Here is a 24,284-nt window from a genome sequence, read left to right on the forward strand (position 1 = left end):
AAAGGCCGTCCCGGGAACCCACAGACCGCGAGAGGGAGACGAACCTTGATCGCATCGACCACCGTCCCGCAGGCCGAGGCCGGCAACGGCCGGCCGTCCGGTCCGCGGCGGACCGCACGCCGCGCCGGCGCCTCGGGAGCGCGCCCATGACGGCGCCCATCCTGGAGGCCCGCGGCATCACCAAGAGCTACGGCCACGTGCGCTCCCTGCAGGGCGCGGACATCAGCGTGGACAGGGGCGAGGTGGTGGCCCTCATCGGCGACAACGGCGCCGGCAAGTCCACGCTGACGAAGATCCTCTCCGGCGCGCTGAAGCCGGACGGCGGCGAGATCCGGGTCGATGGCGTGCCGGTGACGTTCGACAGCCCGGTGGCGGCGCGCCGGCACGGCATCGAGACGGTCTACCAGGATCTCTCCCTGGCGCTCGACCTCAACCCGATCCAGAACCTCTTCCTCGGCCGCGAACTGCCGGCGAAGGGCCTTCTCGGCCGGCTCGGCTTCCTGGACCGGGCGGCCATGCGGCAGGCGGGCGAGGAGGCGTTCCGGTCCCTGAGCGTCCGCATCCCGGACATGCGCGGGGCCGTCGCCAACTTCTCCGGCGGCCAGCGCCAGGGCGTCGCCGTCGCCCGCGCGCTGATGTGGGCCAAGCGCCTCGTCTTCATGGACGAGCCGACCGCCGCCCTCGGCGTCGCCCAGACCCGCAACGTGCTCGACCTCATCCGCCGGGTCCGCGACAGCGGCGTCTCCGTCGTGCTGATCAGCCATTCCATGCCGGACGTCCTCGCCGTTTCCGACCGCATCGTGGTGCTCCGCCACGGCCGCCGGGTCGCGACCTTCGACGCCAAGCGCGTCACGTCCGACGAACTCGTCGGCGCCATGACCGGCACGCTCGAACTGTCCGGAGCCGCCTGATGACCGAAGCCACTTCAGCCGCCAAGGCGCCCATCGCCCCCGAGACCAGCGCCCCCGGGACCGCCGGCCCGTCCGGCCCGCCGCCGGGGCTCGGCGCCCGCATCCTGGCGCGGCCGGAACTGATGATCTTCGGCTCGCTGGTGATCATCGTGGCGATCTTCATCGCCATGAACCCCACCGCCTTCCTCAGCCCGATCAACCTGCGCAACATCGCGGTGGAAGCCTCGATGATGATCATCCTGGCGGTCGGCATGACCTACGTGATCATCACCGGCGGCATCGACCTCTCGGTCGGCGCCATCCTGGTCTTCTCCAGCGTCTGCTCGCTCCTCGCCATGCGCTGGGTGGGATCGGACACGGCGATCGCGCCGGTCGTGGGCCTCGCGGTGTCGCTCGGCAGCGCGGCGGTCTGGGGCGTCGTCAACGGCCTCTTCATCGCCCGCACCAAGCTCAACCCGCTGATCGTGACCCTCGCCACCATGGGCATCGCCATGGGGGCCGCCCGCCTCCTCTCCGGCGGCGTGGACCTCACGGGTGTGCCCAAGGTGCTGATCGACGAGGTGGGCATCGGCCGCGTCCACGGCGTGCCCGTGCTGGTGATCATCGCGGCCGTGTTCGCGATCGTCGCCGGCGTCGTGCTCCACCGCACCCGGTTCGGCCTCTACACCTATGCGATCGGCTCCAACGAGCAGGGCGCGCGCCGGGCGGGCCTTTCGGTCGACCGGCACCTGGTGATGGTCTACGTGATCTCGGCGGTCTGCGCCGGCCTTGCGGGCTATTTCTCCCTGTCGCGCTTCGCCTCCACCACCATCGCCGGCCACGGCACGGACAACCTGAAGGCCATCACGGCCGTGGTGCTGGGCGGAACCAGCCTGTTCGGCGGCTCCGGCACCCTCTTCGGCACCACCGCCGGGGTGTTCATCCCGGTCGTCCTCGCCGCCGGCCTCGTCATCATCGGCCTGCCCTCCTTCTGGCAGGAGGTCGCCGTCGGAATCGTGCTCCTGATCGCCATTCTGCTCGACCAGATGCGCCGGAAATCAGGGTCGCGGTGACTGGAAGAAGACTGATCCCAAGAAGACGTCAAACCAGAGGTGATTTCATGAAGACGACGACCCTCCTCCTCGGCACGGCCCTTCTCGGCGCCGCCTTCGCGGCCCCGGCCACGGCCGAGGAGCCGACCATCGCGCTCGTGCTCGGCCAGCGCAACAGCGGCTTCCACGAGGCCATCGCCTGCGGCGCCCGCGCCGCCGCCGAGGAACTTAAGGTGACGGTGAACATCCAGGCCGCGCCCCAGTACAACCCGGCCGACCAGATCCCGCTCCTCAACTCGGTGATGGCGAGCGCCCCGGCGGCGGTGGTGCTCGACCCGACCAATACCACCTCCCTGGTGGCGCCCATCCGCGAGGCCGCCTCCACGGGCGCGAAGATCGTCGCGGTGGACACCACCATCGACGATCCGTCGCTCCTCTCCGCCGTGGTCGGCACCGACAACGAGGCGGTCGGCCGCGAGACCGCCCGGGCGCTCGCCAAGCTCCTGGAGGGCAAGTCCGGCAAGGTGGCCCAGATCAACAGCATCCCGGGCATCTCCACCGTGGACGCGCGGATCGCCGGCTTCGAGGACGAGATCAAGAAGTTCCCGAACCTCACCTACATCGGCAACCAGTTCGCCAGCGAGGACATCCCGGCCGCCCAGTCGGCCTTCGCGTCGCTGATGAGCGCCAACCCGGACCTGATCGGCGTGGTGGCCCAGTCGAACAACCCGGCCATCGGCATCGCCGGCGGGATCCGGGCGACCGGCGTGGCGGACGACGTGGTGGCCGTTGCGGTGGACGCGGACGACGCCGAGATCCAGGCGCTGAAGGACAACCTCCTCGACGCCCTCGTCATCCAGCAGCCCTACGAGATGGGCTACCTCGGCCTGAAGCAGGCGGTGGCGGCCATCAAGGGCGAGCCGGTGGAGACCCCGATCGGCACCGGCACCGTGACGGCGACCCGCGAGACGCTCGAGACCCCGGAGATCCAGAAGTACCTCTACGTCGGCAACTGCATCTGACCGACGCCCCCTCCCCTGCCGCGCGCGCCCGATACGAACCGGCGCGCGGCGGGCTCCCTTCCGAACTCCCCGCGGCGGCGCCGATGGAAGCCTCGCCGCGGGACGGACATCGGGCCGCCGAGGCGCGGCCGACCCGCAAGGCACGAAGAGACACGATCATGTTCAATTTCGACGAAGACCGCTTCCTCCGCATCCAGTCCGGCGCGGTCGGCCTCTCGGACCGCATCGACCAGGCGATCGGCGCCTGCATCGAGAAGGGCGCCGAGAACCTGTTCCTGCTCGGCACTGGCGGCGCCGCCATCCTGATGCAGCCGGCCGCCCAGCACCTGCGGCTGAACTCCACCTTCCCGGTCTTCACCGACCTCTCGGCCGAACTGATCGTGGCCGGCTCGCCGAGCCTCGGGCCGAAGTCGATCGTCGTCATCCCGTCGCTCTCCGGCACCACCAAGGAGAGCGTGGAGACGCTCGCCTTCGTGAAGGCGAAGGGCGCGACCGTGATCTCGCTCACCGGCCATGCCGGCACGCCGCTCGCCCAAGGGGCGGACTACGGCTTCGTGAACTTCGCCGAGGACGACACGTCCTGCGAGTCGTTCTACCTCCAGTCCATGCTGATCGTGCTGTCGATCCTGAAGCACCGGGGCGAGTTCGCCGGCTTCGAGCGGGTCGCGGGCGAGTTCGCGCTGCTGCCGAAGCTGCTGATCGAGGTGAAGCGCAGCTTCGAGGAGCGCGCCGAGCGCTTCGCCGAACAGATCAAGGCGGAGCCCTATCACATCATCACCGGCGCCGGCTCCACCTGGCCGGAGGCCTTCTACTACGGCATGTGCATCCTGGAAGAGATGCAGTGGATCCGCACCCGCCCGGTGCACGCCTCGGACTTCTTCCACGGCACCCTGGAACTGGTGCAGAAGGACGTCAGCGTCATCCTGTTCAAGGGCGAGGACGCGTTCCGGCCGCTGGTCGACCGGGTGCAGAATTTCGCGCAGAACTACACCGACAAGCTCTCGGTGTTCGACACCGCCGAGTTCGCCCTGCCGGGCATCTCCAAGGACGTGCGCGCGATGGTCTCGCCGGTCCTCCTCGCCACCATCCTCGAGCGCGTCAGCGCTCACCTGGAGGCCAAGCGCAACCATCCGCTGACCACGCGCCGCTACTACAAGCGCGTCGCCTACTGATCGGCGGCAGACGGAAAACCGGACGGCCGGGGCCGAACGCCCCGGCCGTCTCATGCATTTCGGCCTTCTGGATGCGGTTCGTGCCGTGCGGGCGCACGGGCCCGGCGGCCGCAAGGGATCACCACACGCGATGGCACACGAGACGTCCGGCTTCGATTTCGCCACCGTCGGCGACAACTGCGTCGACCGCTATCTCGCCACCGGCCTGTCGGCGATCGGCGGCAATGCGCTCAACGTGGCGGTTCAGCTCGCCCGCCTGGGGCGGCGGGTCGCCTATTTCGGCGCGGTCGGCGACGACGCGGCGGGCCGGCGCACCGTTCGGGTGCTCGCCGAGAACGGCGTCATCGTGGACCACGTGCGCGTGCTCGACGGCGTGACCGCCTATACGGAGATCGGCCAGACGCCGGACGGCGACCGCATCATCGGCTTCGAGGAGTTCGGCGTCTGCCGCGGCTACCGGCCGACGAACGCGCAGGTGGCCCTCCTCGAGGCGGCGCGGCACGTGCACATCGGCTGGTTCGACGACGGCGGCGCGCTCCGGCGGACGCTCGCGGCGGCCGGCACGTCGGTCTCCCAGGACCTCGCGGTCAACAAGGGCGCGGACGGGCTCGCGGTCGCGTTCGACAGCGCCGGCGAGGATGCGGACCGGGCCGAGGCGCTGATCCGTGCGGCGCTCGGCGAGGGCGCGCGCATCGCCGTGGTGACGCGCGGGGCCGACGGCAGCCTAGCGAGCGACGGCCGGACGCGGGCCGCGACCGGCATCAAGCCCGTCGAGGTGGTGGACACCACCGGGGCGGGCGACACGTTCGTGGCCGGCTTCCTGGCGGCGCACGTGGACGGGCTGCCGCTGCAGGCCTGCCTGGAGGCCGGACGGGACGCGGCGGCCGGCACCTGCACCCACTTCGGCGGCTTCCCGCAGGTGCAGGAGCCGTTCTGACGGACCATCCGGCCGGGAGCGACGCCGTTTCCCTTGACCGGATGGCCGAAACCACGTTTCGTCCGGTGAGGACACCTGTCTGACAACCTCGAAGCTTGGTGGGGCTGATGGCGCGGGCGCAGAGAGACACGCGGACGCTGGTCGAGCAGCTGCGGGATGACATCATCGCGCTCATCAGCGACGAGCAGCTGAAACCGGGCGACCAGCTGCCGACCGAGCAGACGCTGACCGAGACCTTCGGCGTGTCGCGGCCGGCGCTCCGCGAGGCGCTGAAGCTCCTGGAGCAGGACGCCGTCATCCGGGTGGAGCGCGGCAAGGGCCGCTTCATCACGGCCGGCGCCACCGTGCGGGTGGAGCGGCCGATCACCGTGTTCGAGAGCGTCACCCAGATGGTGCGGCGCTACGGCTACGAGCCGAGCACGCGCGTGCTCTCCACCGCCGAGGTGCCGGCGGACGAGGAGGTGGCCGAAGCCCTGCGCTGCCCCGTGGGCGAGCCGCTGGTTCGGCTGGAGCGCCTGCGGCTGAACCGCGACGTCGCCATCCTCTACTGCGTGGACTTCGTGCGCCGGTCCCTGGTGCCGGGCCGGCTCTACGACACGGACTGGAGCGGGTCGCTCGTGGAGCTGATGGGAAGCCGGGGCGCCCGGCCGGTGATGTCCACCGCCCACGCCTCCGCCGTGCTGCTGCCGGAGGACGTGGCGGCGCGCAACGACCTGCGCGACTTCGGCCCCGCGCTCCTCATCACAGAGACCTGCTTCTCGGCGGACGGCGAGCCGGTGATCTACGCCCTCGACTACCACCGCGGCGACGCCTTCTCGTTCTCCTTCGTCCGGAAGTGACCGGCCGCCGAACGGATGAAGACCCGGCGTCTCTTCGCGAGGCGCCGGGCCATTCGTCGTGCGCAGACCGACCGTTCAGCGCTTCAGCGAGCGGGAGAAGTGCTTCTCGATCCGCGCCTGCACGTATTCCAGGCCCATGGACAGGATCCAGTAGATCATCGAGGCGGTGATCAGCATCTCCACATGGCGGAATTCGGTCTGGCCCTGGGTGCGGGCCAGGTACATGAGTTCCCAGACGCCGACCACGGACACCAGCGAGGAGTCCTTCAGCATGGCGATGAACTGGTTGCCGGTGGGCGGGATCACCAGCCGCATGGCCTGCGGGATGATGACGAGCCGGAAGGTGCGCGCCCGGCTGAGGCCGAGGGCGGTGGCGGCCTCCCACTGGCCCTTCGGGATGCTCTCGATGCCGGCGCGGAAGATTTCCGTCATGTAGGCGCCGTAGCAGAGCGACAGGGCCGCGATGCCGGCCGGCACCGGCCCGACGATGTAGCCGAGCTGCGGCAGGCCGAGATAGATGATGTAGATCTGCATCAGGAGCGGCAGGCCGCGGAAGAGCGAAGTGTAGAAGCTCGCGAGCCCGTAGGCGATGCCGCTCTCCGACAGCTTGGCCACCGCTCCCGCCATGGCGAGCACCGAGGCGATCAGGATGGAGACCGCCGAGATGTAGAGCGTCATCGCCACGCCCTGGGTGATCAGGAAGCCGATCTTGCGGGCGATGAAGGGCAGGCTGAGGTCGAACGACCAGAAGAACAGGAGTAGCAGGACGGCGAGCTCGACCCAGATCACCTGGATCTGAACGGAGCGGGTCAGCTTCGTGATGACGATGCCGTTGGCGACCAGCAGCAGGGCGTAGAAGGCCGAGACCGCCAGGCTGGAAAGCTTGGGCGCGGCCTCCTGGAGGCCGGCGAGGGACGGGACCATGGCCTCCACCCAGTCGCTGCCGGCGCCGGCGGCGTAGAAGAGGGCCGCCAAGGCGAGGAAGCTCGCCGCCGCGATGGCGGGGGCACCGCGAAGGTGCGGGTTGGCGCGCAGTGCTGCGATCATGGGTTCGCCCTCCTCAAGCGGCCGCGCCGCGTTCGCGCCACCAGTCCTGGGCCTGGAGGCGCCAGTAGGTGAGCTGCACGGCCGCCATGCCGAACGGCCCGCCGGTCCAGTCGAGCGCGAACGGCGCGAACAGGCGCACCCGGTCGCTGGTGCCGGCGATCGCCTCGGCCACCGTGATGCCGCCGATGGTGGTGGTGTTCATGCCGTGGCCGCCGAAGGCGGTGGCGTACCAGACGCCCGGCTTCAGCCGGCCGATCTGGGGCATCAGGTGGCGGGCGTAGGACATGAGGCCCGACCAGGCGACCTCCACCTTCAGCGGGGCCAGCTGCGGGTAGGTGGACACCATGGTGCGGCGGAGCCGTTCGGCGAGATCGCGCGGCTCGGCGGTGCGGGTGGTGATCTTGCCGCCCCACAGGATGCGCTCGCCGCCGTCGACGAGGCGGTAGTAGTCGCCCGCCCGGCGGTTGTCCCCGATGGCGTCGGTGGTGGCGATGGCGGTGCGGATCAGGTCCGGCGCACGCTCCGTGACGAGCACGTAGGTGGCGATCGGCAGCATGGCCTTGCGCAGCGACGGCACCAGCCGGTCGGTGTAGCCGCCGCCGGCGAAGAGCACGTCGCGCGCGCTCACCGAGCCGGCCGCGGTGACGATCCGCCTGGCCGGCCCGTCGAGCTCGGCCGAGACCGCCTCGCTCGCCTCGAAGATGCGGCCGCCGAGGCGCTCGATCTCCGCCGCCAGGGCGCGGGCGTAGTTGAGGGGGTGGAAGTGGAAGCCGGTGGGGTCGCGCAGCGCCTGGAAGTAGCGCGGCGACTTCAGGACCGCCTGGACGGCGTCCCGGTCCATGTAGGTGAGCGCATAGCCGAACTGCCGCTCCATCCGGTCCCGGTGGGCCTTCAGCTCGTCGGCGCCGTCGTAGCGCAGCGTGCTCATGATGCCGTGCACAGGCCGGGCATCGGCGACGCCGAGCTCGTCGATGGTGCGCCGGACGAAGCGCATGCCTTCGACGGAAAGGCGGTGGAGGTCCGCCGCGTGGTCCGGGCCGACGCGCCGGGCGATGGCGTCGAGGCCGGTGGAGTAGCCGGGGCTGACGAAGCCGCCGTTGCGCCCGGAGGCGCCCCAGCCGACGCGCCGCGCCTCGAGAACGACCACGGACCGGCCGGCCCGGGCGAGCGTGAGCGCGGCGGTGAGGCCGGCGAGGCCGCCGCCGACGATGCAGACGTCAGCGGTCTCGGCGCCGGACAGGGGCGCGCGGCGGCGCTCGTCGGCGACAGTGCGCGCGTAATAGGTGTCGATATAGGTCATGACGGTCCCGGTCGGACTGGAAGCCCCCGGCGGGGGCGCGGCGAGCCGGCCGGCGCCGGACCCGTCGGGCCCCGCGCCGGCGGCGTCTCTCGGTCCCCGTGCCGTCAGCTCGGGCTGTAGTCCTTGCCGTACCACTTGGTGGTGAGCGCGGAGAGCGTGCCGTCGGCCTTCATGGCCTCCACGATCTCCTTGATCTTGGCGTTCCACTCCGCGTCGCCCTTGTCGGTGACGACCACCAGCGGCTCGCGGAAAGCGTAGTCGCCCTCGATCACCTTCAGCGGATAGCCGTTCTTGATGGCGCCGAGCGCGGTCTGCTCGGGGGCGATCACCGCGTCCACGCGCACGCCGTCGCCGAGGCGCAGGTCGTCGAACGGCAGCATGCTGTCCGCGTAGGTGCGGATGTCGCCCGGCTCCAGGGTGTATTCCACCGGCGGCACGTCCGGCGCGTCGATGGCGAGCTGGCGGCGGATGTAGTCCTCCGACGTGGTGCCGGTCTCGACGCCGATCACCTTGCCGTTGAGGTCCTCGCGGCTCGTCGCCTTGCTGTCCTTGTGGACCACGAAGACGTAGGGGCTGGAATAGTAGACGGCCGGGAAGTCGATCACCTGGGCGCGCGCCTTGGTGGGCGTGACCGAGCCGACCGCGAGGTCGAAGCGGCCGTGCCAGCGGCCGCCGGTCAGCACCGCCCACTCGGGCGTCTCGAACGTCACCGACACGCCGAGCCGCTTGGCGATCTCCTTGGCGACGTCGATGTCGAAGCCGACCATCTCGTTGTTCTCGTCGAGATAGCTCTGGGGAGGCCACCCGCTGTTGGTGGCGACCGTCATCGACCCCGCCTTGGTGACGCGGTCGAGCGTCTCTCCAGCCTCGGCCGACACGAGGCCGGCGGCCAGCGCCAGGGCAGCGATGGCGGAACTCCTGAACCCGATCATTGTAGTCTCCCTCCGGTTGTCCCGGACGTCGCTCTTTCGGGAACGGACATTGCCGTTCCCCGTGGCGGTGGGCCTCGCCGCGCCCTTCAGGGCGGAACGGGCCACGTTGTAAGACGTCCGACAGGCGGACCGTCGCACCTTCCGCAGCCTCCGTCAACGGGCTGACATATGCAAGCGGTTCGCATTCCACTCGGGTGTCGGCCGAGGACGGCGAGGCCGGGGACGGCGGAAGGGAACCGAGGAGCGGACGCGCCGGGCGCGCTCAGGCCGGCGCTTCGTCCTTCAGGGCGTCGAGCGGGCCGCGGAGCGCCGTGCGCGGCGGCACCAGTTCGGGCGTCACCAGATGGATCCGGGCCGCCGGCCGCCCCTCGTCCAGGAGCGCGAAGGCCCGGGCGATCATGGTCTCCACGTCCTGGCGGATCATGATGACCGGGAAGGGCAGGAAGGATCCGAACGGGTCGTAGTCGTAGCAGCCGACCACCAGGTCGGTGAACGTGTCGTTCGGGTGGTGGGCCATGAAACGGATCAGGCCCTCCAGGTTGATGGACGAGTTCACGAACAGGCCGCGCGGCAGCCGCCCGTTCCGCTCGAAATAGTCCTCGAAGGCGAGGCGGCTGGTGGTCGGCGAATAGCCGGTGGGGGTGATGCAGCCGTCCGGGTCGGCGCCGAGGACGTCCCGCTTGGCGTCGCGGAAGCCGCGGATGCGCTCACGGCTCGCGTGGTCGTCGCGCCCGCCGAACAGGTGGAGGTCGGTCGCGTCGAGCGGCCGGTCGGCGCCGCAGCGGCGGACGATCGCCTCGGTCAGGAGGCGCGCGCCGGCGTAGTTGTCGCTTATCACCGAGGCGGCTTTGGTGCCCGGCAGGTCGATGTTGACATGCCTGAGGCCCGCCGCCTCGCAGACCGCGTGGACCCCGTCCGGATCGGTGGCGCCGGCGACGATCAGCGCCTCGATCGAATAGGAGATCAGGGTCTCGACGATCTGCCGCTCCTCCTGCGGGTCGCGGCAGGCGCTGACCACGACCGGGCACTGGCCACGGCTGCGCACGCAGGCTTCGAAGGTCTGCGCCATGGACGAGAAGTAGCGGGTGTCGTGGACCGGCAGCAGCAGGCCGACGAGGCCGGAGCGGGAGCGCCGGAGGCCGCGGGCCTGCAGGTTGGCGGTGTACTGGTGCTTGGCGGCGAGCCCCTGGATCAGCTCGGCCGTGCTCTCCTTGATACGCCGCTGGCGCCAGGAGCCGTTGAGGACGGCGCTGACGGTGGACGGCGAGCAGCCGGACAGCACCGACAGATCGTAGATCGTCGCTTTCTTCTTGGCGGTTCGGTCCATGGCCCCTCCTGCCGCTTCCATACCGCCGCGATACCCTTGACGACAGCGGCGGCCTGCAGGATAGTAGCTGCACCATCGATTGTGCAATGCGAACTGCGATGGTTCGCTGCACCCGTCGACGGAGCCGCTCGAGGAAGCGGCGGGAGAGGACGATTCGCATCGATGCCCTGTCGCACAGGGCGCGCCGACGGATCCCGAACGGGACCATCTGGGAGGATCAACACATGAGGAAGCTGCTTGTCGCGGCGCTGGCCGCATCGTTGTCGCTTGGCGCCTCGTTCGCCGCCTTCGCGCAGGACGCCGCGAAGGTGGGCGTCGTCGTGAAGATCGGCGGCATTCCGTGGTTCAACGCCATGGAGGCCGGCATCAAGGAGCGCGGCCAGGAGCTCGGGCTCGACGCCTTCATGGTCGGCCCGACCAGCGCCGACCCGGCCCTCCAGGTGCGCGCCATCGAGGACCTTATCGCCCAGGGCGTGAAGGTGATCGGCGTGGTGCCGAACGACGCGAAGGTGCTGGAGCCGGTGCTCACCAAGGCCCGCGACGCCGGCATCATCGTGATCACCCACGAGAGCCCCGGCCAGAAGGGCGCCGACTGGAACTTCGAGCTCGCCTCCGCCACCGGCTTCGGCGAGGCCCACGGCAAGCTGCTCGCCGAGAAGATGGGCGGCAAGGGCGAATACGCCGTGTTCGTCGGCTCGCTGACGGTGCCGCTGCACAACGCCTGGGCCGACGCGGCGATCGAATACATCAAGGCCAACCATCCGGACATGAAGCTCGTCGGCGACCGCTACGGCGTGGCCGAGGACGTGGACAAGAGCCGCTCCACCGCGCTCGACCTGATGTCCGCCAACCCGAACCTCAAGGGCTTCCTCGCCTTCGGCAGCCAGGGCCCGATCGGCGCCGGCCGCGCCGTGGAAGAGCGCCGCAAGGTGGGCGAGGTGTTCGTGCTCGGCCCCTTCTCGCCCGGCCAGGGCCAGAAGCTGGTGACCTCCGACGCCATCTCGGGCGGCTTCATGTGGAACCCCAAGCAGGCCGGCGAGGTGTTCGTCACCATGGCGGACCGTCTCCTCAAGGGCGGCGAGCTGAAGGCCGGCGAGGAGATCGAAGGCCTCGGCAAGATCGAGCCGGACTTCGAGGCCCGCAACATCATCGTCGACCAGATCGTCCCGATCAACAAGGACACGGTGGCCGACCTCGCCGCCATGGGCCTCTGAGGACGTGACACGACACACGCACCGGGCCGGAGACGGCCGGCCCGGTGCCCCTTGTTCCCGCGCACCATCGACGAGCCTTTCGCCATGACCGAAGCCCTCGACCGGGGCGCGGCCCAACGGCCGCTCTTGTCCCTTCGCGACATCAACGTGACCTTCGGCGGCGTCCGCGCCCTGAAGAACGTCAGCTTCGAGGTGCTGCCCGGAGAGGTCCACTGCCTCGCCGGCGAGAACGGCTCCGGCAAGAGCACGCTGATCAAGGTCATCACCGGCGTCTACAGGCCGGAGCCCGGCGCCGTGATCGAGTATGGCGGCGAGACCTACACGCACATGTCGCCGGTGACCGCGCAGGCGGCCGGCATCCAGGTGATCTGGCAGGATCTCGCGCTCTTCCCCGAAATGTCCGTGGCGGAGAACATCGCCTTCCAGACGGTGGTCGGTCGTCGGCCGCGCCTCGTCGACTACGGCCGCATGCGGGAGGCCGCCACGGCCGCCCTGAAGCGCCTCGGCGTAACCCTCGACGTGGACCGGCCGTTGAAGGACTTCCCGATCGCCCAGCGGCAGATCGTGGCGATCGCCCGCGCCCTGGTGGGCGAGGCCAGGATCGTCTTCATGGACGAGCCGACCGCCTCGCTGACCCAGTCGGAGACGGACTGCCTCCTCGACATCGTCCGCACTCTCTCCGCTTCCGGCGTCGCCGTGGTGTTCGTCAGCCACCGGCTCGCCGAGGTGCTGGAGATCTCCAGCCGCCTGACGGTGCTGCGCGACGGCGCGCTCGTCGGCGTCTACCCGACCGAGGGCATGACCCAGTCGCGCATCACCGAGCTGATGACCGGCAAGATGTTCGACCAGACCGTCCGGGCCCGCCCCATGGAAGGCCGGCCGGTGGTGCTGGAGGTGGACCGGCTCACCCGCGCGGGCCTCTTCGAGGACATTTCCTTCACGGTCCGCCAGGGCGAGACGCTCGCCATCACGGGCCTCCTCGGCGCGGGCCGCACCGAGCTCGCCCTCGCGCTCTTCGGCATGCTCCGGCCGACGTCCGGGTCGATCCGCCTGGAGGGCCGGCCGGTGCGCTTCTCCTCCAACCGCGACGCGATCCGGGCCGGCATCGCCTACCTGTCGGAGGACCGGCTGTCGCTCGGGCTGATCCAGCCCCAGTCGATCGCCGACAACCTGGTGATGGCCTCCTACGACCGGCTCCTCACCGGCGGCCTCCTGTCGGAGCGGCGCAAGCGCGACCTGGTGGCCGACTGGATCCGCCGGCTCGCTGTGAAGATCGGCCGCCAGGAGGACGCCATCTCGACGCTCTCCGGCGGCAACCAGCAGCGCGTCGCCATCGCCAAGTGGCTCGCCACCAACCCCAAGCTCCTCATCCTGGACAGCCCCACGGTGGGCGTCGACGTGGGGGCGCGGGCCGGCATCTTCGACATCGTCGCCAAGCTGGCGGCGGAGGGCCTCGCCATCATCCTCATCACCGACGAGGTGCCGGAGGCCTATTTCAACGCGGACAGGGTGCTCCACATGGCGAACGGCCGCATGGCGAACTGGTTCGACCCGCGAGCAACCGCGCTCGCCGACATCGAGGCCGCCGTCTATGCCTAAAGCGCTTCATTCCCACGGGACGGAGATCGTCCTCCTCGCGGTGATCGTGGTGCTGTCGCTGGGGCTCGGGCTCTCCACCGAGCGCTTCCTCACCCTCGGCAACGCCTTCGACCTCCTCAACATCAGCGCCGTGAACATCATCTTCGCGGTGGGCCTGCTGGTCGTGCTGATCGCCGGCGGCATCGACATCTCCTTCGCGGTCGCCGCCTCGGTGGTCCAGTACGTGACCGCCGTCATCCTCGGGTCGATCGGCGGCGGCGAGTGGATCTCCGGCTTCCTGATCGCCGCCTCGATCGGGATCCTGCTCGGCGTCTTCAACGCCTTCCTGATCCACACCTTCAAGATCATCTCGATCGTCGCCACCATCGCGACCTTCAACATCTACTTCGGCCTCCTGATGTTCTTCACCAGGGGCGTGTCGATCTACAACCTGCCCGACTGGCTGACGACCCGCGTGATCCTCTTCGAGCACCAGACCGCCGACGGCTCCTGGATCGAGATCACCTTGCCGGTGCTCGTGATGGTGGTCTGCGTGATCGCCACCTCCTTCCTGATCGGCCGCACCACCATCGGCCGCCAGCTCTACGCCTTCGGCGACAACCCGGAGGGCGCCCGCCGCTTCGGCATCGACATCGGCGCCATGCAGTACATCGCCTTCGGCTGGCTCGGCCTGATGGCCGGCATCGGCGGCCTCGTGCAGGCGCACTATGCCCAGGAGGTGGTGCCGAACGCCCTCTACGGCCGGGAGCTCGACGTGCTCGCCGCCGTGGTGCTCGGCGGCGCCCGCCTCGGCGGCGGCAAGGGCACGGTGATCGGCTGCGTGCTCGGCGTGCTCCTGATCTCGATCACCCAGAACGGCCTCAACCTCCTCGGCGTGTCGCCCTACGCCTTCAAGATGATCGTCGGCGCCATCATCCTCGTCGCCATCGCCCTTTCCAACAGCCGGCTCGAGCGCCTGTTCGGCACGGCCCGCAGCCAGGGAGCGCGGTCATGAACGCCGCCGTCACCCCCGCGCGCGCCACCCTCGGGGCGCGCCTGAAAGCCCTCGTCGGCCCGGAGATGGCCGGCCCGGTCCTCGCCTTCGTGGCCGTCGTGGTGGTGTTCAGCCTCGTCTCGCCGCAGTTCCTCAGCCGCGCCACCTTCGGGGCGGTCGGCTTCCAGCTGCCGGAACTCGGGCTCCTCACCCTCGCCATGCTGCTGCCGGTGCTGACCGGCGGGCTCAATCTCGCCATCACGTTCACGGCCAACATCTCCGGCCTCACGGTCGCCTGGATCCTCCACGCCAACGGCGGCCTGGAGGCGCCGATGCCGGTGTTCGCCCTCGCGTGCCTCGCGGCGATCGCGGTCGGCGCGTCCACCGGCGTCGTCATGGGGCTCGTCATCGCCTACACGCGGGCGCACCCGATCCTCGTCTCCCTGTCGATGATGATCTTCCTGCGCGGCCTCGGCGAATTCCTCACCCGCGGCGGCGACGTGTCGGGCTTTCCGTCCTACGTGCAGCCGATCGGCCACGGCACCCTCGTCGGCCTGCCGGTGCCGCTCCTCATCTTCATCGGCTGCGTCCTCGCCTGGCACGTGCTGCTGACGCGCACCAAGCTCGGCTTCAACACCTTCATGATCGGCTCCAACATCGAGGCGGCGCGCTATTCGGGCGTGAACACCCGCAAGGTGCTGGTGCTCGTCTACACGCTCTCCGGCGCCATGTGCGCGATCGCGGGCATCATCATGCTGGCGCGGTTCAACTCGGTGCGCGTCGGCCACGGCGAATCCTACCTGCTCATCACCGTGCTCGCCTGCTTTCTCGGCGGCGTGAACCCGTTCGGCGGCTTCGGCCGGGTGATCCCGGTGTTCGTCGCGCTCGTCGTGCTGCAGCTCCTTTCGTCCGGCCTCAACCTCGTCGGCGCCAACCAGCATCTGGCGACGGCGGTGTGGGGCATCCTCCTCATCACCGTGATGGTGCTGCGCTGGGTCGCCGGGCGGATCGGACCCTTCAAGCCTGGAAAAGGATAGGACAATGCAAGGCTTCGGCGTTCATACGAGCATGTGGACCATGAACTGGGACCGGGCGGGCGCCGAGAAGGCGATCGCGGCGGCCGTCCACTACAAGATGGATTTCATCGAGATCGCGCTCCTCAACGCGCCGGCGGTGGACGCCGCGCACACCCGCGCGCTCCTGGAGAAGAACAACCTCCGGGCCATCTGCTCCCTCGGCCTGCCGGAGCGCGCCTGGGCGTCGGTGCGGCCCGACGCGGCGGTGGAGTATCTGAAGGTCGCCATCGACAAGACCGCCGAGATGGGCTGCGAGGCCCTGTCGGGCGTCATCTTCGGCGGCATCGGCGAGCGCACCGGCGTGCCGCCGACGGAAGGCGAATACGACAACATCGCCCGCGCCCTGACGGCCGCCGCCAGGCACGCCAAGGACAAGGGCATCCTCCTCGGCGTGGAGGCGGTGAACCGCTACGAGAACCACCTGATCAACACCGGCAAGCAGGCTGTGGCGATGGTGGAGCGCGTGGGCATGGACAACGTGTTCGTGCACCTCGACACCTACCACATGAACATCGAGGAGAAGGGCGCCGCCAACGGCATCCTCGATGCACGCGAGCATCTGCGCTACATCCACCTTTCCGAGAGCGACCGGGGCGCGCCGGGCGCCGGCAACGTGCCGTGGGACGAGATCTACGCCACGCTCGCCGCCATCGGCTTCAAGGGGGGCCTCGCCATGGAGAGCTTCATCAACATGCCGCCGGAGGTGGCCTACGGCCTCGCCGTGTGGCGCCCGGTCGCCAAGGACGAGGCCGAGGTGATGGGCAACGGCCTGCCGTTCCTGCGCAACAAGGCCCGCCAGTACGGCCTGATCTGACCGCTCGATCCGGCCGCCGTCCGTCGGCCGGACGACGCACCTGCCGTTCCGCCGGGTGGACCCGGGCGGAACGGCCCTCGGCCGCGACGATGCCGTCCGGCTTCCCGATCATGACGTGACCCCGATGCCCACCCTCGACGAGACCGCCGCCCACCTCGCCGACCTTCTCCGCGCCCGCCACGACGGCCGGCGGCTGATGGTCGGCATCGCCGGCCCGCCCGGCTCCGGCAAGTCCACCCTGGCGGACGCCCTCGTGGAGCGGCTGAACCGGGACCGGCCCGGCCTTGCGGCCGTTCTCCCCATGGACGGCTTCCACTATGACGACGCGGTGCTGTCCGAGCTCGGCCTCCTGCCGCGCAAGGGCGCCATCGAGACCTTCGACGTCCTCGGCCTCATCCATCTCCTGAAGCGCCTGAAGGCCAACGAGGACCCGACCGTGGCGGTGCCGGTGTTCGACCGCTCCATCGAGATCGCCCGCGCCGGCGGCCGGCTGATCCCGCGCGAGACCGGCATCATCGTGGCCGAGGGCAACTATCTCCTGATGCGGCAGCCGCCCTGGGACCGGATCAAGCCCATCTTCGACGTCACCGTCCTGGTGGCGACCGGCGAGGACACGCTGCGCCGCCGCCTGACCGAGCGCTGGGAGGGCTTCAACCTTCCGGCGGAGGAGATCCGCCGCAAGGTGGAGACCAACGACCTGCCGAACGGCCTCGCGGTGCTCGCCGGCAGCGCCGAGCCCGACCACCGGATCGAGACCTGACACCGCCCTCGGAGGTTGCCATGGCCGCGCATGAAAGCCGGGACGCGCCGGCCACCGTCGCCGTCCTCGACGTGGGGAAGACCAACGTCAAGCTGAACGCCGCCACCGACGCCGGCCGGGTGGTGGAGGCCTTCTCGGTGCCGAACGCCGTCCGGCCCGGCCCGCCCTGGCGCCACCACGACCTCGCCGGCCTCGGCGACTGGGCGTTCGAGAGCCTCGCCACCCTCTGCCGCCGCCATCCGATCACGACGGTCGTCGCCGCCGGCCACGGCTCCGGCGGCATGCTGACCGGCGACGACCCGGACGCGGGCGACGGCCTCGTGCTGCCGATGATAGACTACGAGCAGGCCCCGCCGGAGGCGGTCGACGCCGCCTACGGGCCGCTCGCCGGCTCCTTCTTCGACCGGGGCAGCGCCATCATGATGGCGGCGACCCACCAGGCCCGCCAGATGCTCTGGATGGAGATGGCCGAGCCGGAGGCGTTCGCCAGGGCCCGCTGGTCGCTCGGCATCCCGCAATACTGGGCCTGGCGGCTGACCGGCGAGGCCGTGTCGGAGGCCACCTGCCTCGGCGCGCAGTCGCATCTCTGGAACGTGCCGGAGCGGCGCTTCGCCCCGATCGTGCGCGCCCGCGGCTGGGAGCGCCTGCTGCCGCCGGTCGCGCCCGCCTGGGCGGAGGTTGGACGGATCCGCCCGGCGCTCGCCGCGCGGCACGGCCTGCCGAAAGGCCTGCGGGTGCTCGCCGGCATCCACGATTCCAGCGCCAACTTCTACCGCTACCAGTCCGCCGGCCTATCCGGCTTCACGGTGCTCTCCACCGGCACCTGGATCGTCGGCCTCAGCGGCGAGACGCCGCTGGAGAGGCTCGCCGAGACGCCTGGCATGACCCTGAACAGCGACGTCCACGGCCGGCCCGTCGGCGGCGCGCTCACCATGGGCGGGCGGGAATTCTCCCACGTGGCCGGACCGGACCCTTCCCCCCGCCCGGCCGAGGCGGCGACGATCGCGCGCCTCGTCGACCAGGGCACGATGGCGCTGCCGTCCTTCCACACGGACGACGGCCTTTTCCCGGGCAGCGCCGGCCGGGGCCGGATCGCCGGCCCGCCTCCGCTCGACGCCGAGGAGCGGCGGGCGCTCGCCGTGCTCTACACCGCCCTCCTGGCGGACGAGTGCCTGACGGCCCTCGCCAGCCGGGGACAGGTGGTGCTCGACGGCAGCTCCCTGCGCGACCCGGCCTTCGCGGCGCTCCTCGCCGGCCTGCGCCCGGACCAGGAGGTGGTCTACACCCTGGAGACCGACGGCGTGGCGGCCGGCGCCGCCCTCCTCGCCACTCACGAGAGCCGGACCGAACCGGCGCCGCTCTCCCTCGCCGCGCCGCAGTCCCTGGCGCTTCCAAGAACCGCCCTCGCCGCCTACGCGGCCCGCTGGCGCGCCGCGGCGCGCGCGTCCGCGGCCGCTCCGGCGCCCGAACCGATGTGAAGAAGGATGTCCCCGTGACCGAGACCAGCACCGACATGGCGGCGCTCCGCCGCGAGATGGTGGAAACCTGCCGCCGGATGAATTCCAGCGGCATCAACCAGGGCACCGCCGGCAACCTGTCCGTCCGCACGGCGACCGGCTTCCTGATCACGCCGTCGTCCCTGCCCTACGACGTCATGACGCCGGACGACCTGGTCGAGATGGACTTCGACGGCACCTACGTGGGCCGGCGGCCGTCGTCCGAATGGCGCTTCCACCGCGACATCCTGAAGAACCGCCAGGACATCGACGTGGTGCTCCACTGCCATTCGATGTACGCGACCACGCTCGCCTGCCACCACAGGACGATCCCGAGCTTCCACTACATGACCGGCATCGCCGGCGGCACCACCATCCGCTGCGCCGAATACGCCACCTTCGGCACCCAGGCGCTGTCCGACAACGCCATCAAAGCCCTGGAGGGCCGGATGGCGTGCCTCCTCGGCCAGCACGGCCAGATCTCGCTCGGCAAGACGCTGGAGAGCGCCCTCTGGCTCGCCATCGAGGTGGAGACGCTGTCGCGCATGTACGTCCAGGCGCTCACCCTCGGCGAGCCGCCGGTGCTGCCGGACGACGAGATGGAGCGGGTCATCGCCCAGATGAAGCGCATGAGCTACGGCCTCGCGCCCGACCCCGACGGCACCAACGACGTGGCCCGGCCGCGCGCGGCGGACTGACCGGGGCGGGCGGCGGCGCCCGCCGGCGCCGCGCCTACTTCGGCAGCGCGTAGGCGATCACGCTGTCGCCGGCCTTGGTGCCGAGGGAGCCGTGGCCGCCGGCGACCACCAGCAGCACCTGCCGGCCGTCGGACGCGGTGTAGGTCATGGGCGTCGCCTGGCCCCCCGCCGGCAGCCGGCTCTTCCAGAGCTCCTCGCCGGTGCGCACGTCATAGCCGCGCACATAATAGTCGATCGTGCCGGACAGGAAGGCGACGCCGCCGGCGGTGACGATCGGGCCGCCGAGGTTGGGCACGCCCATCGGAAGCGGCAGCGGGATGGGCGAGGCGTCCCGGGTGGTGCCGTTCTTGTGCATCCACAGGATCTCGCCGGTGGTGAGGTCCGCCGCCGCCACGTAGCCCCACGGCGGCGCCTGGCACGGCAGGCCGAGCGGCGACAGGAGCGGTCCCATCTTCACCGCGTAGGGAGCGCCGAAGTTCTCGTTCAGCGCCGGCAGCGCGCCCTGCGGCTGCTCGCCCTGGACGACGAGGCTCTCGTCGTCCGGCCGGGGCACCAGCTGCGACGTGAAGGCGAGGTAGGTGGGCGTGATGAAGGCGATCTGCCGCTCCGGGTCGACCGCGATGGAGCCCCAGTTGAAGACGCCGAAGTTGCCCGGATAGACGATCGAGCCTTCCAGCGACGGCGGCGTGTAGCGGCCCTCGTAGCGGTGGCGGTGGAACTGGATGCGGCAGGCCAGCTGGTCGAACAGGGTCGCGCCCCACATGCTGGCGCCGGAGAGCGGCTCCGGGTCGAGGGAGAGGGCCGAGACCGGCTGGGTCGGGGCCGTGAAGTCGCCCTCCACGGCGCCTTGCGGCGCGGGCGTCTCGGTGACCGGCAGGACCGGTTCGCCGGTCCGCCGGTCGAGCACGTAGATCTCGCCCTGCTTGGTCGGCTGCACGAGGGCGGGCACGGTCTCGCCGTTCACCGTCAGGTCCACCAGCGTCGGCTGGGACGGCACGTCATAGTCCCAGAGGTCGTGGTGGACCGTCTGGAACACCCAGCGCACCTGGCCGCTGGCAAGGTCGAGCGCGACCACCGAGGAGGAGAAGCGCTCCACCTCCGGGCTGCGGTTGCCGCCCCACTGGTCCGGCGGCTGGTTGCCGAGCGGCACGTAGACCATGCCGAGCGCCTCGTCGACGCTCATGATGGACCAGCTGTTCGGCGAATTCGGCGTGTAGGTCTCGCCCGGCTGCAGCGGTCGGGTCACGTCCGGGCGGCCGCTGTCGAAGTTCCAGAGGAGCGCGCCGGTCTCAAGGTCGAAGGCCCGGATGACGCCGGAGGGCTCCGACGTGGACACGTTGTCGAGCACGGTGCCGCCCACGATGATGCGGTCGCGCGTCACCACCACCGGCGAGGTGGAATAGTAGCCGCCGGGCTTCTTGAACGGCATGTTCATCCAGAGATTGATCTGGCCGCCGTCGCCGAAGTCGGTGCAGACGGCGCCCGTCTGCGGATCGAGCGCGATCAGCCGTCCGTCCGCGGTCGGCATGAACAGCTTGGCCGGGCACCGGGCGGTCGTGTTCGGCGCCGCCGAGGCCTGCGGCAGGCCGAGTTCGGCGGTCAGCGGCGCGGCCGCGGAGGCCGGCACCGGGCCGCCCGGGGGCGCGACGGCTCCGGTGGGCGGCGGCGTTGCGGGCGTGGCGGGAGCGGGCGCCGACGGGGCGGCGGCCGTCTCGGGCGGCGCGCCCTCGGGCCGGCCCGGGTAATAGGAGAGCCCCCGGCAGGTGAGATGCTGGAGCGCGAGCTCGCCGCGGATCTCCGGATCGAAGCGCCAGATCTCCTCGCCGGTGTCGGCGTCGAGCGCGATCACCGACTGGTGCGGCGTGCAGAGGTAGAGCCGGTTCCCGATCTTCAGCGGCGTGACCTGGAAGGTGGTTTCCTGCGGATCGTCGGGCCCGCGCACGTCGCCGGTGTGGTAGTGCCAGATCTCCTGGAGCGACGAGACGGTCTCGGGCGTGATCTGGTCGAGGGGCGACCAGCGCTGGCCGTGCGCGGTGCGCCCGTAGGCGTGCCATTCGCCGGGCGGCACGCCGAGCGCGTCCGCCGGCACGTCGGCCCGGGCGTCCGGGACGGTCCCGTCGATCCGGTGCGGGTCCGTGAAGAGGGCGGCGCCGGCGACGAGGACGGAGACGGCGAGCGACGCGGTGAGCACGAGGCCCGAGCCCCTGAAGGCGGACGGCGGGCGAATCTCGCCGATGCGGTGTTCCGACGTGCGGGCGCGCACGAGCCCGCGCGTGACGTAGGGCGTCAAGAGGAGGAGGCCGAGGATGACCGGCACGTCGCCCCGCGCGGCGAGCGGCCACCAGTCGAGCCCCACCTCCCAGAGCGCCCAGACGAGCGTGCAGAGGACGACGCCGGCGTAGACCGGCAGGGCCGCCGCCCGCCGGGTGAGAAGCAGGCCGGCCGTGACCAGAAGGCCGAGCCCGGCGGCGGCGTAGTACCAGGATCCCCCGAGGGCGATCAGCCAGCCGCCTCCGCCGAGAAGCGCGAGGCCCGTGAGGGCGACGACGACGCCGAGAACCACCGGTCCCTTGCTCAGCCGTGTGCCGGCCATGGGCTGCCTCCCTGAAGGGTTTGGAAACGCTCGTCGGGGCGGCGCGCCGCGTCGCATCATGCTTTGCGATGGGAACGGCCCCTGCGGCCGGAACGGGGTATGACCGGTTATGTTCCGGACGAAATCGCGCGCACCGGGCGGCCGCTCACCGCTCCGGCCGGAGCGCCAGCCCGAGCCGTGCCATGACGTGGCCGATGACGCGCGCCGGATCCGGCGCGGCCGGGTCGAGGCCGCAAAGGGCGTCGGACTGCAGGATGCCGGCGAGGCCGTGGAGGCAAGACCAGATGAACAGGGCGTCGTCGAACGGGGGCGCGGTTCCGTCGTGGACCGGCCGCAGATCCATGCTGGCGAGCCGGTCGCGGAGAAGATCGAAGGCGTGGCGCGCCTTCTCCATCATGGCCGGATGGCGTGACGGGTCCGGCAGCGGCGTGCCGAACATGAGCCGGTAGTGGAGCGGGTGGCGGACCGCATAGTCCATGTAGGCCCGGCCCATGGCCTCCAGGTCGGCGAACGGCTCCGTCGCCGGCGGGCGGGCCTCCAGGTGCCGGGCGAAGTCGTCGTAGGCGCGGGCGATCACCTCGGCGAGGATGTGGTCGCGGCTCTCGAAATGCTTGTAGGGCGCCTGGTGGGAGACGCCGAGCCGCCGGGAGACCTCCCTGAGGCTGAGCTTCTCCACCCCCTCCTCGGCGATGATGGCGAGGGCCTCGGCGACGCAGGCCTCCCGGAGGTCAGGCGGCCTCTCGGGTCGCGTCTCGGTCTGTCTGCTCGCCATCGGCTTCGGCCGTCATGCCTTTCATGATTCGCCCCATGATGGTGGACCGGAGCGGGCGGGGCAACGTGGCGAGACCCCAGCCGAGGACTTTGGACAGCCGGCCCGGGCGCACGGTGCGACGCCGGCCGAGGGCCGCCAGGATCGCGCGCGCCACCGCGTCCGGGCTGTCGGCGGCCGCCATCGTCATGCCGGCGCGGGCGCCGAAGCCGGTGCGGACCGGGCCGGGCGCCGCCGCGAGGACGCTGACGCCGCGCCCGGCGAGTTCGGGCGCGATGCCTTCCGCGAACGCCTGGACCCAGGCTTTGCTCGCCGCGTAGGTGGCCGCGTGGGGCACGCCCTGGAAGGCGACCAGGGAGCTGAGGAGCACGATGCCGCCCCGCCCCCGGGCGGCCATCCGGCCGGCGAACACGTGGGTGCACTCCAGCACCGCGCGGCAGTTCACCGCCAGCATGTCGGTCTCGCCGTCGCGATCCGCCGACAGGAACGGGCCGGACCGGCCGTAGCCCGCCGCCGTCACCAGGAGGCCGATGTCGAGGGTCTCCGTGGCGGCTGCCAGCGTCCAGATCGCGTCCGGCGCCGCGAGGTCGAGGGCCAGCACCCGGACGTCGATCCCCCGCGTTCCGCGAAGGTCCGCCGCCAGGGCGTCCAGCACCGGGCCGCGCCGGGCCACCAGCACCAGGTTCTGCCCGCGCCCGGCAAGGTCGACGGCGAGCGCGCGGCCGATGCCGTCGCTGGCGCCGGTGACGAGCGCATAGGCGCCGAAGCGGGCGGCCCACGACGAATCTCTCGGTTCGGACCCTGCCATCGGAACTCTCTCCGGATTGTCGCATCTGAAGCACGGCGAGGCTTCACGAGCGAGTTGACAGCGTCAACCAGATCATGGATGGTTGACGCTGTCAACCTTCCGGCGGACCCGTGCGAGGGCTACCGACCAGCCAGGCAGGCTGTGGTTTCAATGAGGCCCGGGGAGAAGGATATGCTCTACGTGTCTATTACCGGCATGCGAGTGCGCTCCGCCTTCGCCATGCCGCGGTTCGTGTGGCATGCGGTCCGCTCGATGGCCCAGGCGCGGTCGGCCGACGGCATCCTGTTCGCCGAGGCGCGCCGGATCGGCGGCGTTCACCACACGCTTACCGTCTGGCGCTCCCGAGAGCACATGCTGGCTTATCTGTCGTCGGGCGCCCACCGGCAGGCCATGCGGGCCTTCGCCGACCTCGGCACAGGGACGACGTTTGGCTACACGGCGCCGGCATTCCCCTCTTGGGACGACGCGCTCGCCGAATGGGCCGCGAACGGCCGGCCGGCGGGACGTCCGCACCGCCCGGACGCGGAGCGTTCCGCCGTGGCGGAGTGACGGCCGCCGGCCCTCGTTGCGCCCGGCCGGGTGGCTCGCCCGTCAGGCGATGAAATCCTCGTCGTCGCCGAGGGCGCGGTCCTCCGCCTGCTGGCGGATGGTCTCCTCCAGGTCGCTGAGGCCGTCCTCGGTCTCCTCGTAGCCGGAGGTTTCGCTGATGGCGGTCGTTTCGCTCGCCGGGTGGGCGCTCACGTCCATGTAGAGCGCGTCGTCGTCGGTCAGGCTGCCCTCCTCCCGGTCCTCCGGGTCGCGGCCGCTGTCCTCGGCGATCTCCTCCACGAGCGCGATGTCGGACGCGTCGAGCTCGGTCTCGTTGGCGTAGATGCTCTGTTCGTCGGGGCTGAGAGTCTGGCGTCCGGCCATGTCGAAGGTCCTCGTGCTGGCGCGCCGGAGGCCGGTCACCCGGCCGGCGCGGCG

General features: G+C 70.8%; 23 protein-coding genes. 15 read left to right on the top strand and 8 right to left on the bottom strand.

Annotated features, from left to right (window positions below; genetic code table 11):
- The first annotated feature begins 146 nt into the window (after positions 1-146).
- The 6 genes from HND91_RS08355 to HND91_RS08380 all read left to right on the top strand — a co-directional run bounded on the left by HND91_RS08355 (position 147) and on the right by HND91_RS08380 (position 5,912).
- Complete coding sequence (locus HND91_RS08355; RefSeq protein WP_181706108.1) at positions 147-911, top strand: ATP-binding cassette domain-containing protein; 765 nt, start codon at positions 147-149, stop codon at positions 909-911.
- Positions 911-1,963: an ABC transporter permease gene (locus HND91_RS08360; protein ID WP_181706109.1), complete on the top strand. Its 1,053-nt coding sequence runs from the start codon at positions 911-913 to the stop codon at positions 1,961-1,963. The genes HND91_RS08355 and HND91_RS08360 overlap by 1 nt, the downstream gene beginning before the upstream one ends.
- Before the next feature lie 47 nt (positions 1,964-2,010).
- Positions 2,011-2,964 carry a substrate-binding domain-containing protein gene (locus HND91_RS08365; RefSeq protein WP_181706110.1) on the top strand — a complete coding sequence of 318 codons (954 nt, stop codon included), beginning with the start codon at positions 2,011-2,013 and terminating at the stop codon, positions 2,962-2,964.
- Positions 2,965-3,122: 158 nt separating this feature from the next.
- A complete protein-coding gene (locus tag HND91_RS08370) occupies positions 3,123-4,136 on the top strand; it encodes an SIS domain-containing protein (RefSeq protein ID WP_181706111.1) in 1,014 nt (337 codons plus the stop codon).
- A gap of 130 nt (positions 4,137-4,266) precedes the next feature.
- Complete coding sequence (locus HND91_RS08375) at positions 4,267-5,073, top strand: PfkB family carbohydrate kinase (RefSeq protein WP_181706112.1); 807 nt, start codon at positions 4,267-4,269, stop codon at positions 5,071-5,073.
- A gap of 107 nt (positions 5,074-5,180) precedes the next feature.
- Complete coding sequence (locus tag HND91_RS08380) at positions 5,181-5,912, top strand: GntR family transcriptional regulator (RefSeq protein ID WP_181706113.1); 732 nt, start codon at positions 5,181-5,183, stop codon at positions 5,910-5,912.
- Positions 5,913-5,987: 75 nt separating this feature from the next.
- On the opposite strand, the gene HND91_RS08385 is transcribed toward HND91_RS08380, so the two are convergent.
- The 4 genes from HND91_RS08385 to HND91_RS08400 all read right to left on the bottom strand — a co-directional run bounded on the left by HND91_RS08385 (position 5,988) and on the right by HND91_RS08400 (position 10,518).
- Positions 5,988-6,959, bottom strand: a complete 972-nt coding sequence (locus HND91_RS08385; RefSeq protein ID WP_181706114.1) for an amino acid ABC transporter permease — start codon at positions 6,957-6,959, stop codon at positions 5,988-5,990.
- A 13-nt stretch (positions 6,960-6,972) separates the two neighbouring features.
- Positions 6,973-8,259: an NAD(P)/FAD-dependent oxidoreductase gene (locus HND91_RS08390; RefSeq protein ID WP_181706115.1), complete on the bottom strand. Its 1,287-nt coding sequence runs from the start codon at positions 8,257-8,259 to the stop codon at positions 6,973-6,975.
- A gap of 104 nt (positions 8,260-8,363) precedes the next feature.
- Positions 8,364-9,191 carry a transporter substrate-binding domain-containing protein gene (locus tag HND91_RS08395; RefSeq protein WP_181706116.1) on the bottom strand — a complete coding sequence of 276 codons (828 nt, stop codon included), beginning with the start codon at positions 9,189-9,191 and terminating at the stop codon, positions 8,364-8,366.
- A 262-nt stretch (positions 9,192-9,453) separates the two neighbouring features.
- Complete coding sequence (locus HND91_RS08400; RefSeq protein ID WP_181706117.1) at positions 9,454-10,518, bottom strand: LacI family DNA-binding transcriptional regulator; 1,065 nt, start codon at positions 10,516-10,518, stop codon at positions 9,454-9,456.
- Between the two features lie 224 nt (positions 10,519-10,742).
- Between HND91_RS08400 and HND91_RS08405 the strand changes: the two genes are divergently transcribed.
- The 8 genes from HND91_RS08405 (at position 10,743) to HND91_RS08440 (ending at position 19,148) form a co-directional block, all read left to right on the top strand.
- Complete coding sequence (locus HND91_RS08405) at positions 10,743-11,732, top strand: autoinducer 2 ABC transporter substrate-binding protein (RefSeq protein WP_181706118.1); 990 nt, start codon at positions 10,743-10,745, stop codon at positions 11,730-11,732.
- An 84-nt stretch (positions 11,733-11,816) separates the two neighbouring features.
- Positions 11,817-13,331 (top strand): sugar ABC transporter ATP-binding protein, encoded by a 1,515-nt coding sequence (locus HND91_RS08410; protein WP_181706119.1) that lies wholly within the window; start codon positions 11,817-11,819, stop codon positions 13,329-13,331.
- Positions 13,324-14,325 (top strand): ABC transporter permease, encoded by a 1,002-nt coding sequence (locus HND91_RS08415; RefSeq protein ID WP_181706120.1) that lies wholly within the window; start codon positions 13,324-13,326, stop codon positions 14,323-14,325. The genes HND91_RS08410 and HND91_RS08415 overlap by 8 nt, the downstream gene beginning before the upstream one ends.
- Positions 14,322-15,341: an ABC transporter permease gene (locus tag HND91_RS08420; protein ID WP_181706121.1), complete on the top strand. Its 1,020-nt coding sequence runs from the start codon at positions 14,322-14,324 to the stop codon at positions 15,339-15,341. Before HND91_RS08415 ends, HND91_RS08420 begins: the two co-directional genes overlap by 4 nt.
- A gap of 4 nt (positions 15,342-15,345) precedes the next feature.
- Complete coding sequence (locus HND91_RS08425; protein ID WP_181706122.1) at positions 15,346-16,194, top strand: sugar phosphate isomerase/epimerase family protein; 849 nt, start codon at positions 15,346-15,348, stop codon at positions 16,192-16,194.
- 124 nt (positions 16,195-16,318) lie between these two features.
- Positions 16,319-16,954 (top strand): nucleoside triphosphate hydrolase, encoded by a 636-nt coding sequence (locus HND91_RS08430; RefSeq protein WP_181706123.1) that lies wholly within the window; start codon positions 16,319-16,321, stop codon positions 16,952-16,954.
- A gap of 20 nt (positions 16,955-16,974) precedes the next feature.
- On the top strand, positions 16,975-18,432 hold the full coding sequence (locus HND91_RS08435) for an FGGY-family carbohydrate kinase (protein ID WP_181706124.1): 1,458 nt from the start codon (positions 16,975-16,977) through the stop codon (positions 18,430-18,432).
- A 14-nt stretch (positions 18,433-18,446) separates the two neighbouring features.
- Positions 18,447-19,148, top strand: a complete 702-nt coding sequence (locus HND91_RS08440) for a class II aldolase/adducin family protein (protein ID WP_343057222.1) — start codon at positions 18,447-18,449, stop codon at positions 19,146-19,148.
- A 34-nt stretch (positions 19,149-19,182) separates the two neighbouring features.
- Here HND91_RS08440 and HND91_RS08445 read toward each other — a convergent pair whose 3' ends face one another.
- The 3 genes from HND91_RS08445 to HND91_RS08455 form a co-directional block, all read right to left on the bottom strand.
- Entirely contained in the window at positions 19,183-21,741 is a 2,559-nt protein-coding gene (locus HND91_RS08445) for a glucose/quinate/shikimate family membrane-bound PQQ-dependent dehydrogenase (protein WP_181706125.1), read from the bottom strand.
- A gap of 145 nt (positions 21,742-21,886) precedes the next feature.
- Entirely contained in the window at positions 21,887-22,513 is a 627-nt protein-coding gene (locus HND91_RS08450; RefSeq protein WP_181706126.1) for a TetR/AcrR family transcriptional regulator, read from the bottom strand.
- Complete coding sequence (locus HND91_RS08455; protein WP_181706127.1) at positions 22,470-23,318, bottom strand: SDR family NAD(P)-dependent oxidoreductase; 849 nt, start codon at positions 23,316-23,318, stop codon at positions 22,470-22,472. Before HND91_RS08455 ends, HND91_RS08450 begins: the two co-directional genes overlap by 44 nt.
- A gap of 171 nt (positions 23,319-23,489) precedes the next feature.
- Here HND91_RS08455 and HND91_RS08460 point away from each other — a divergent pair, with 171 nt between their 5' ends.
- Positions 23,490-23,867 (top strand): hypothetical protein, encoded by a 378-nt coding sequence (locus tag HND91_RS08460; RefSeq protein ID WP_181706128.1) that lies wholly within the window; start codon positions 23,490-23,492, stop codon positions 23,865-23,867.
- Positions 23,868-23,909: 42 nt separating this feature from the next.
- Here the strand turns inward: HND91_RS08460 and HND91_RS08465 are convergent, their stop codons facing one another.
- Complete coding sequence (locus tag HND91_RS08465) at positions 23,910-24,230, bottom strand: hypothetical protein (protein ID WP_181706129.1); 321 nt, start codon at positions 24,228-24,230, stop codon at positions 23,910-23,912.
- Positions 24,231-24,284 lie beyond the last annotated feature (54 nt).

Origin of the sequence: Chthonobacter rhizosphaerae (genome assembly GCF_013839525.1) — a bacterium.
In the GTDB taxonomy this organism is placed as follows: Bacteria; Pseudomonadota; Alphaproteobacteria; order Rhizobiales; family Pleomorphomonadaceae; genus Chthonobacter; species Chthonobacter rhizosphaerae.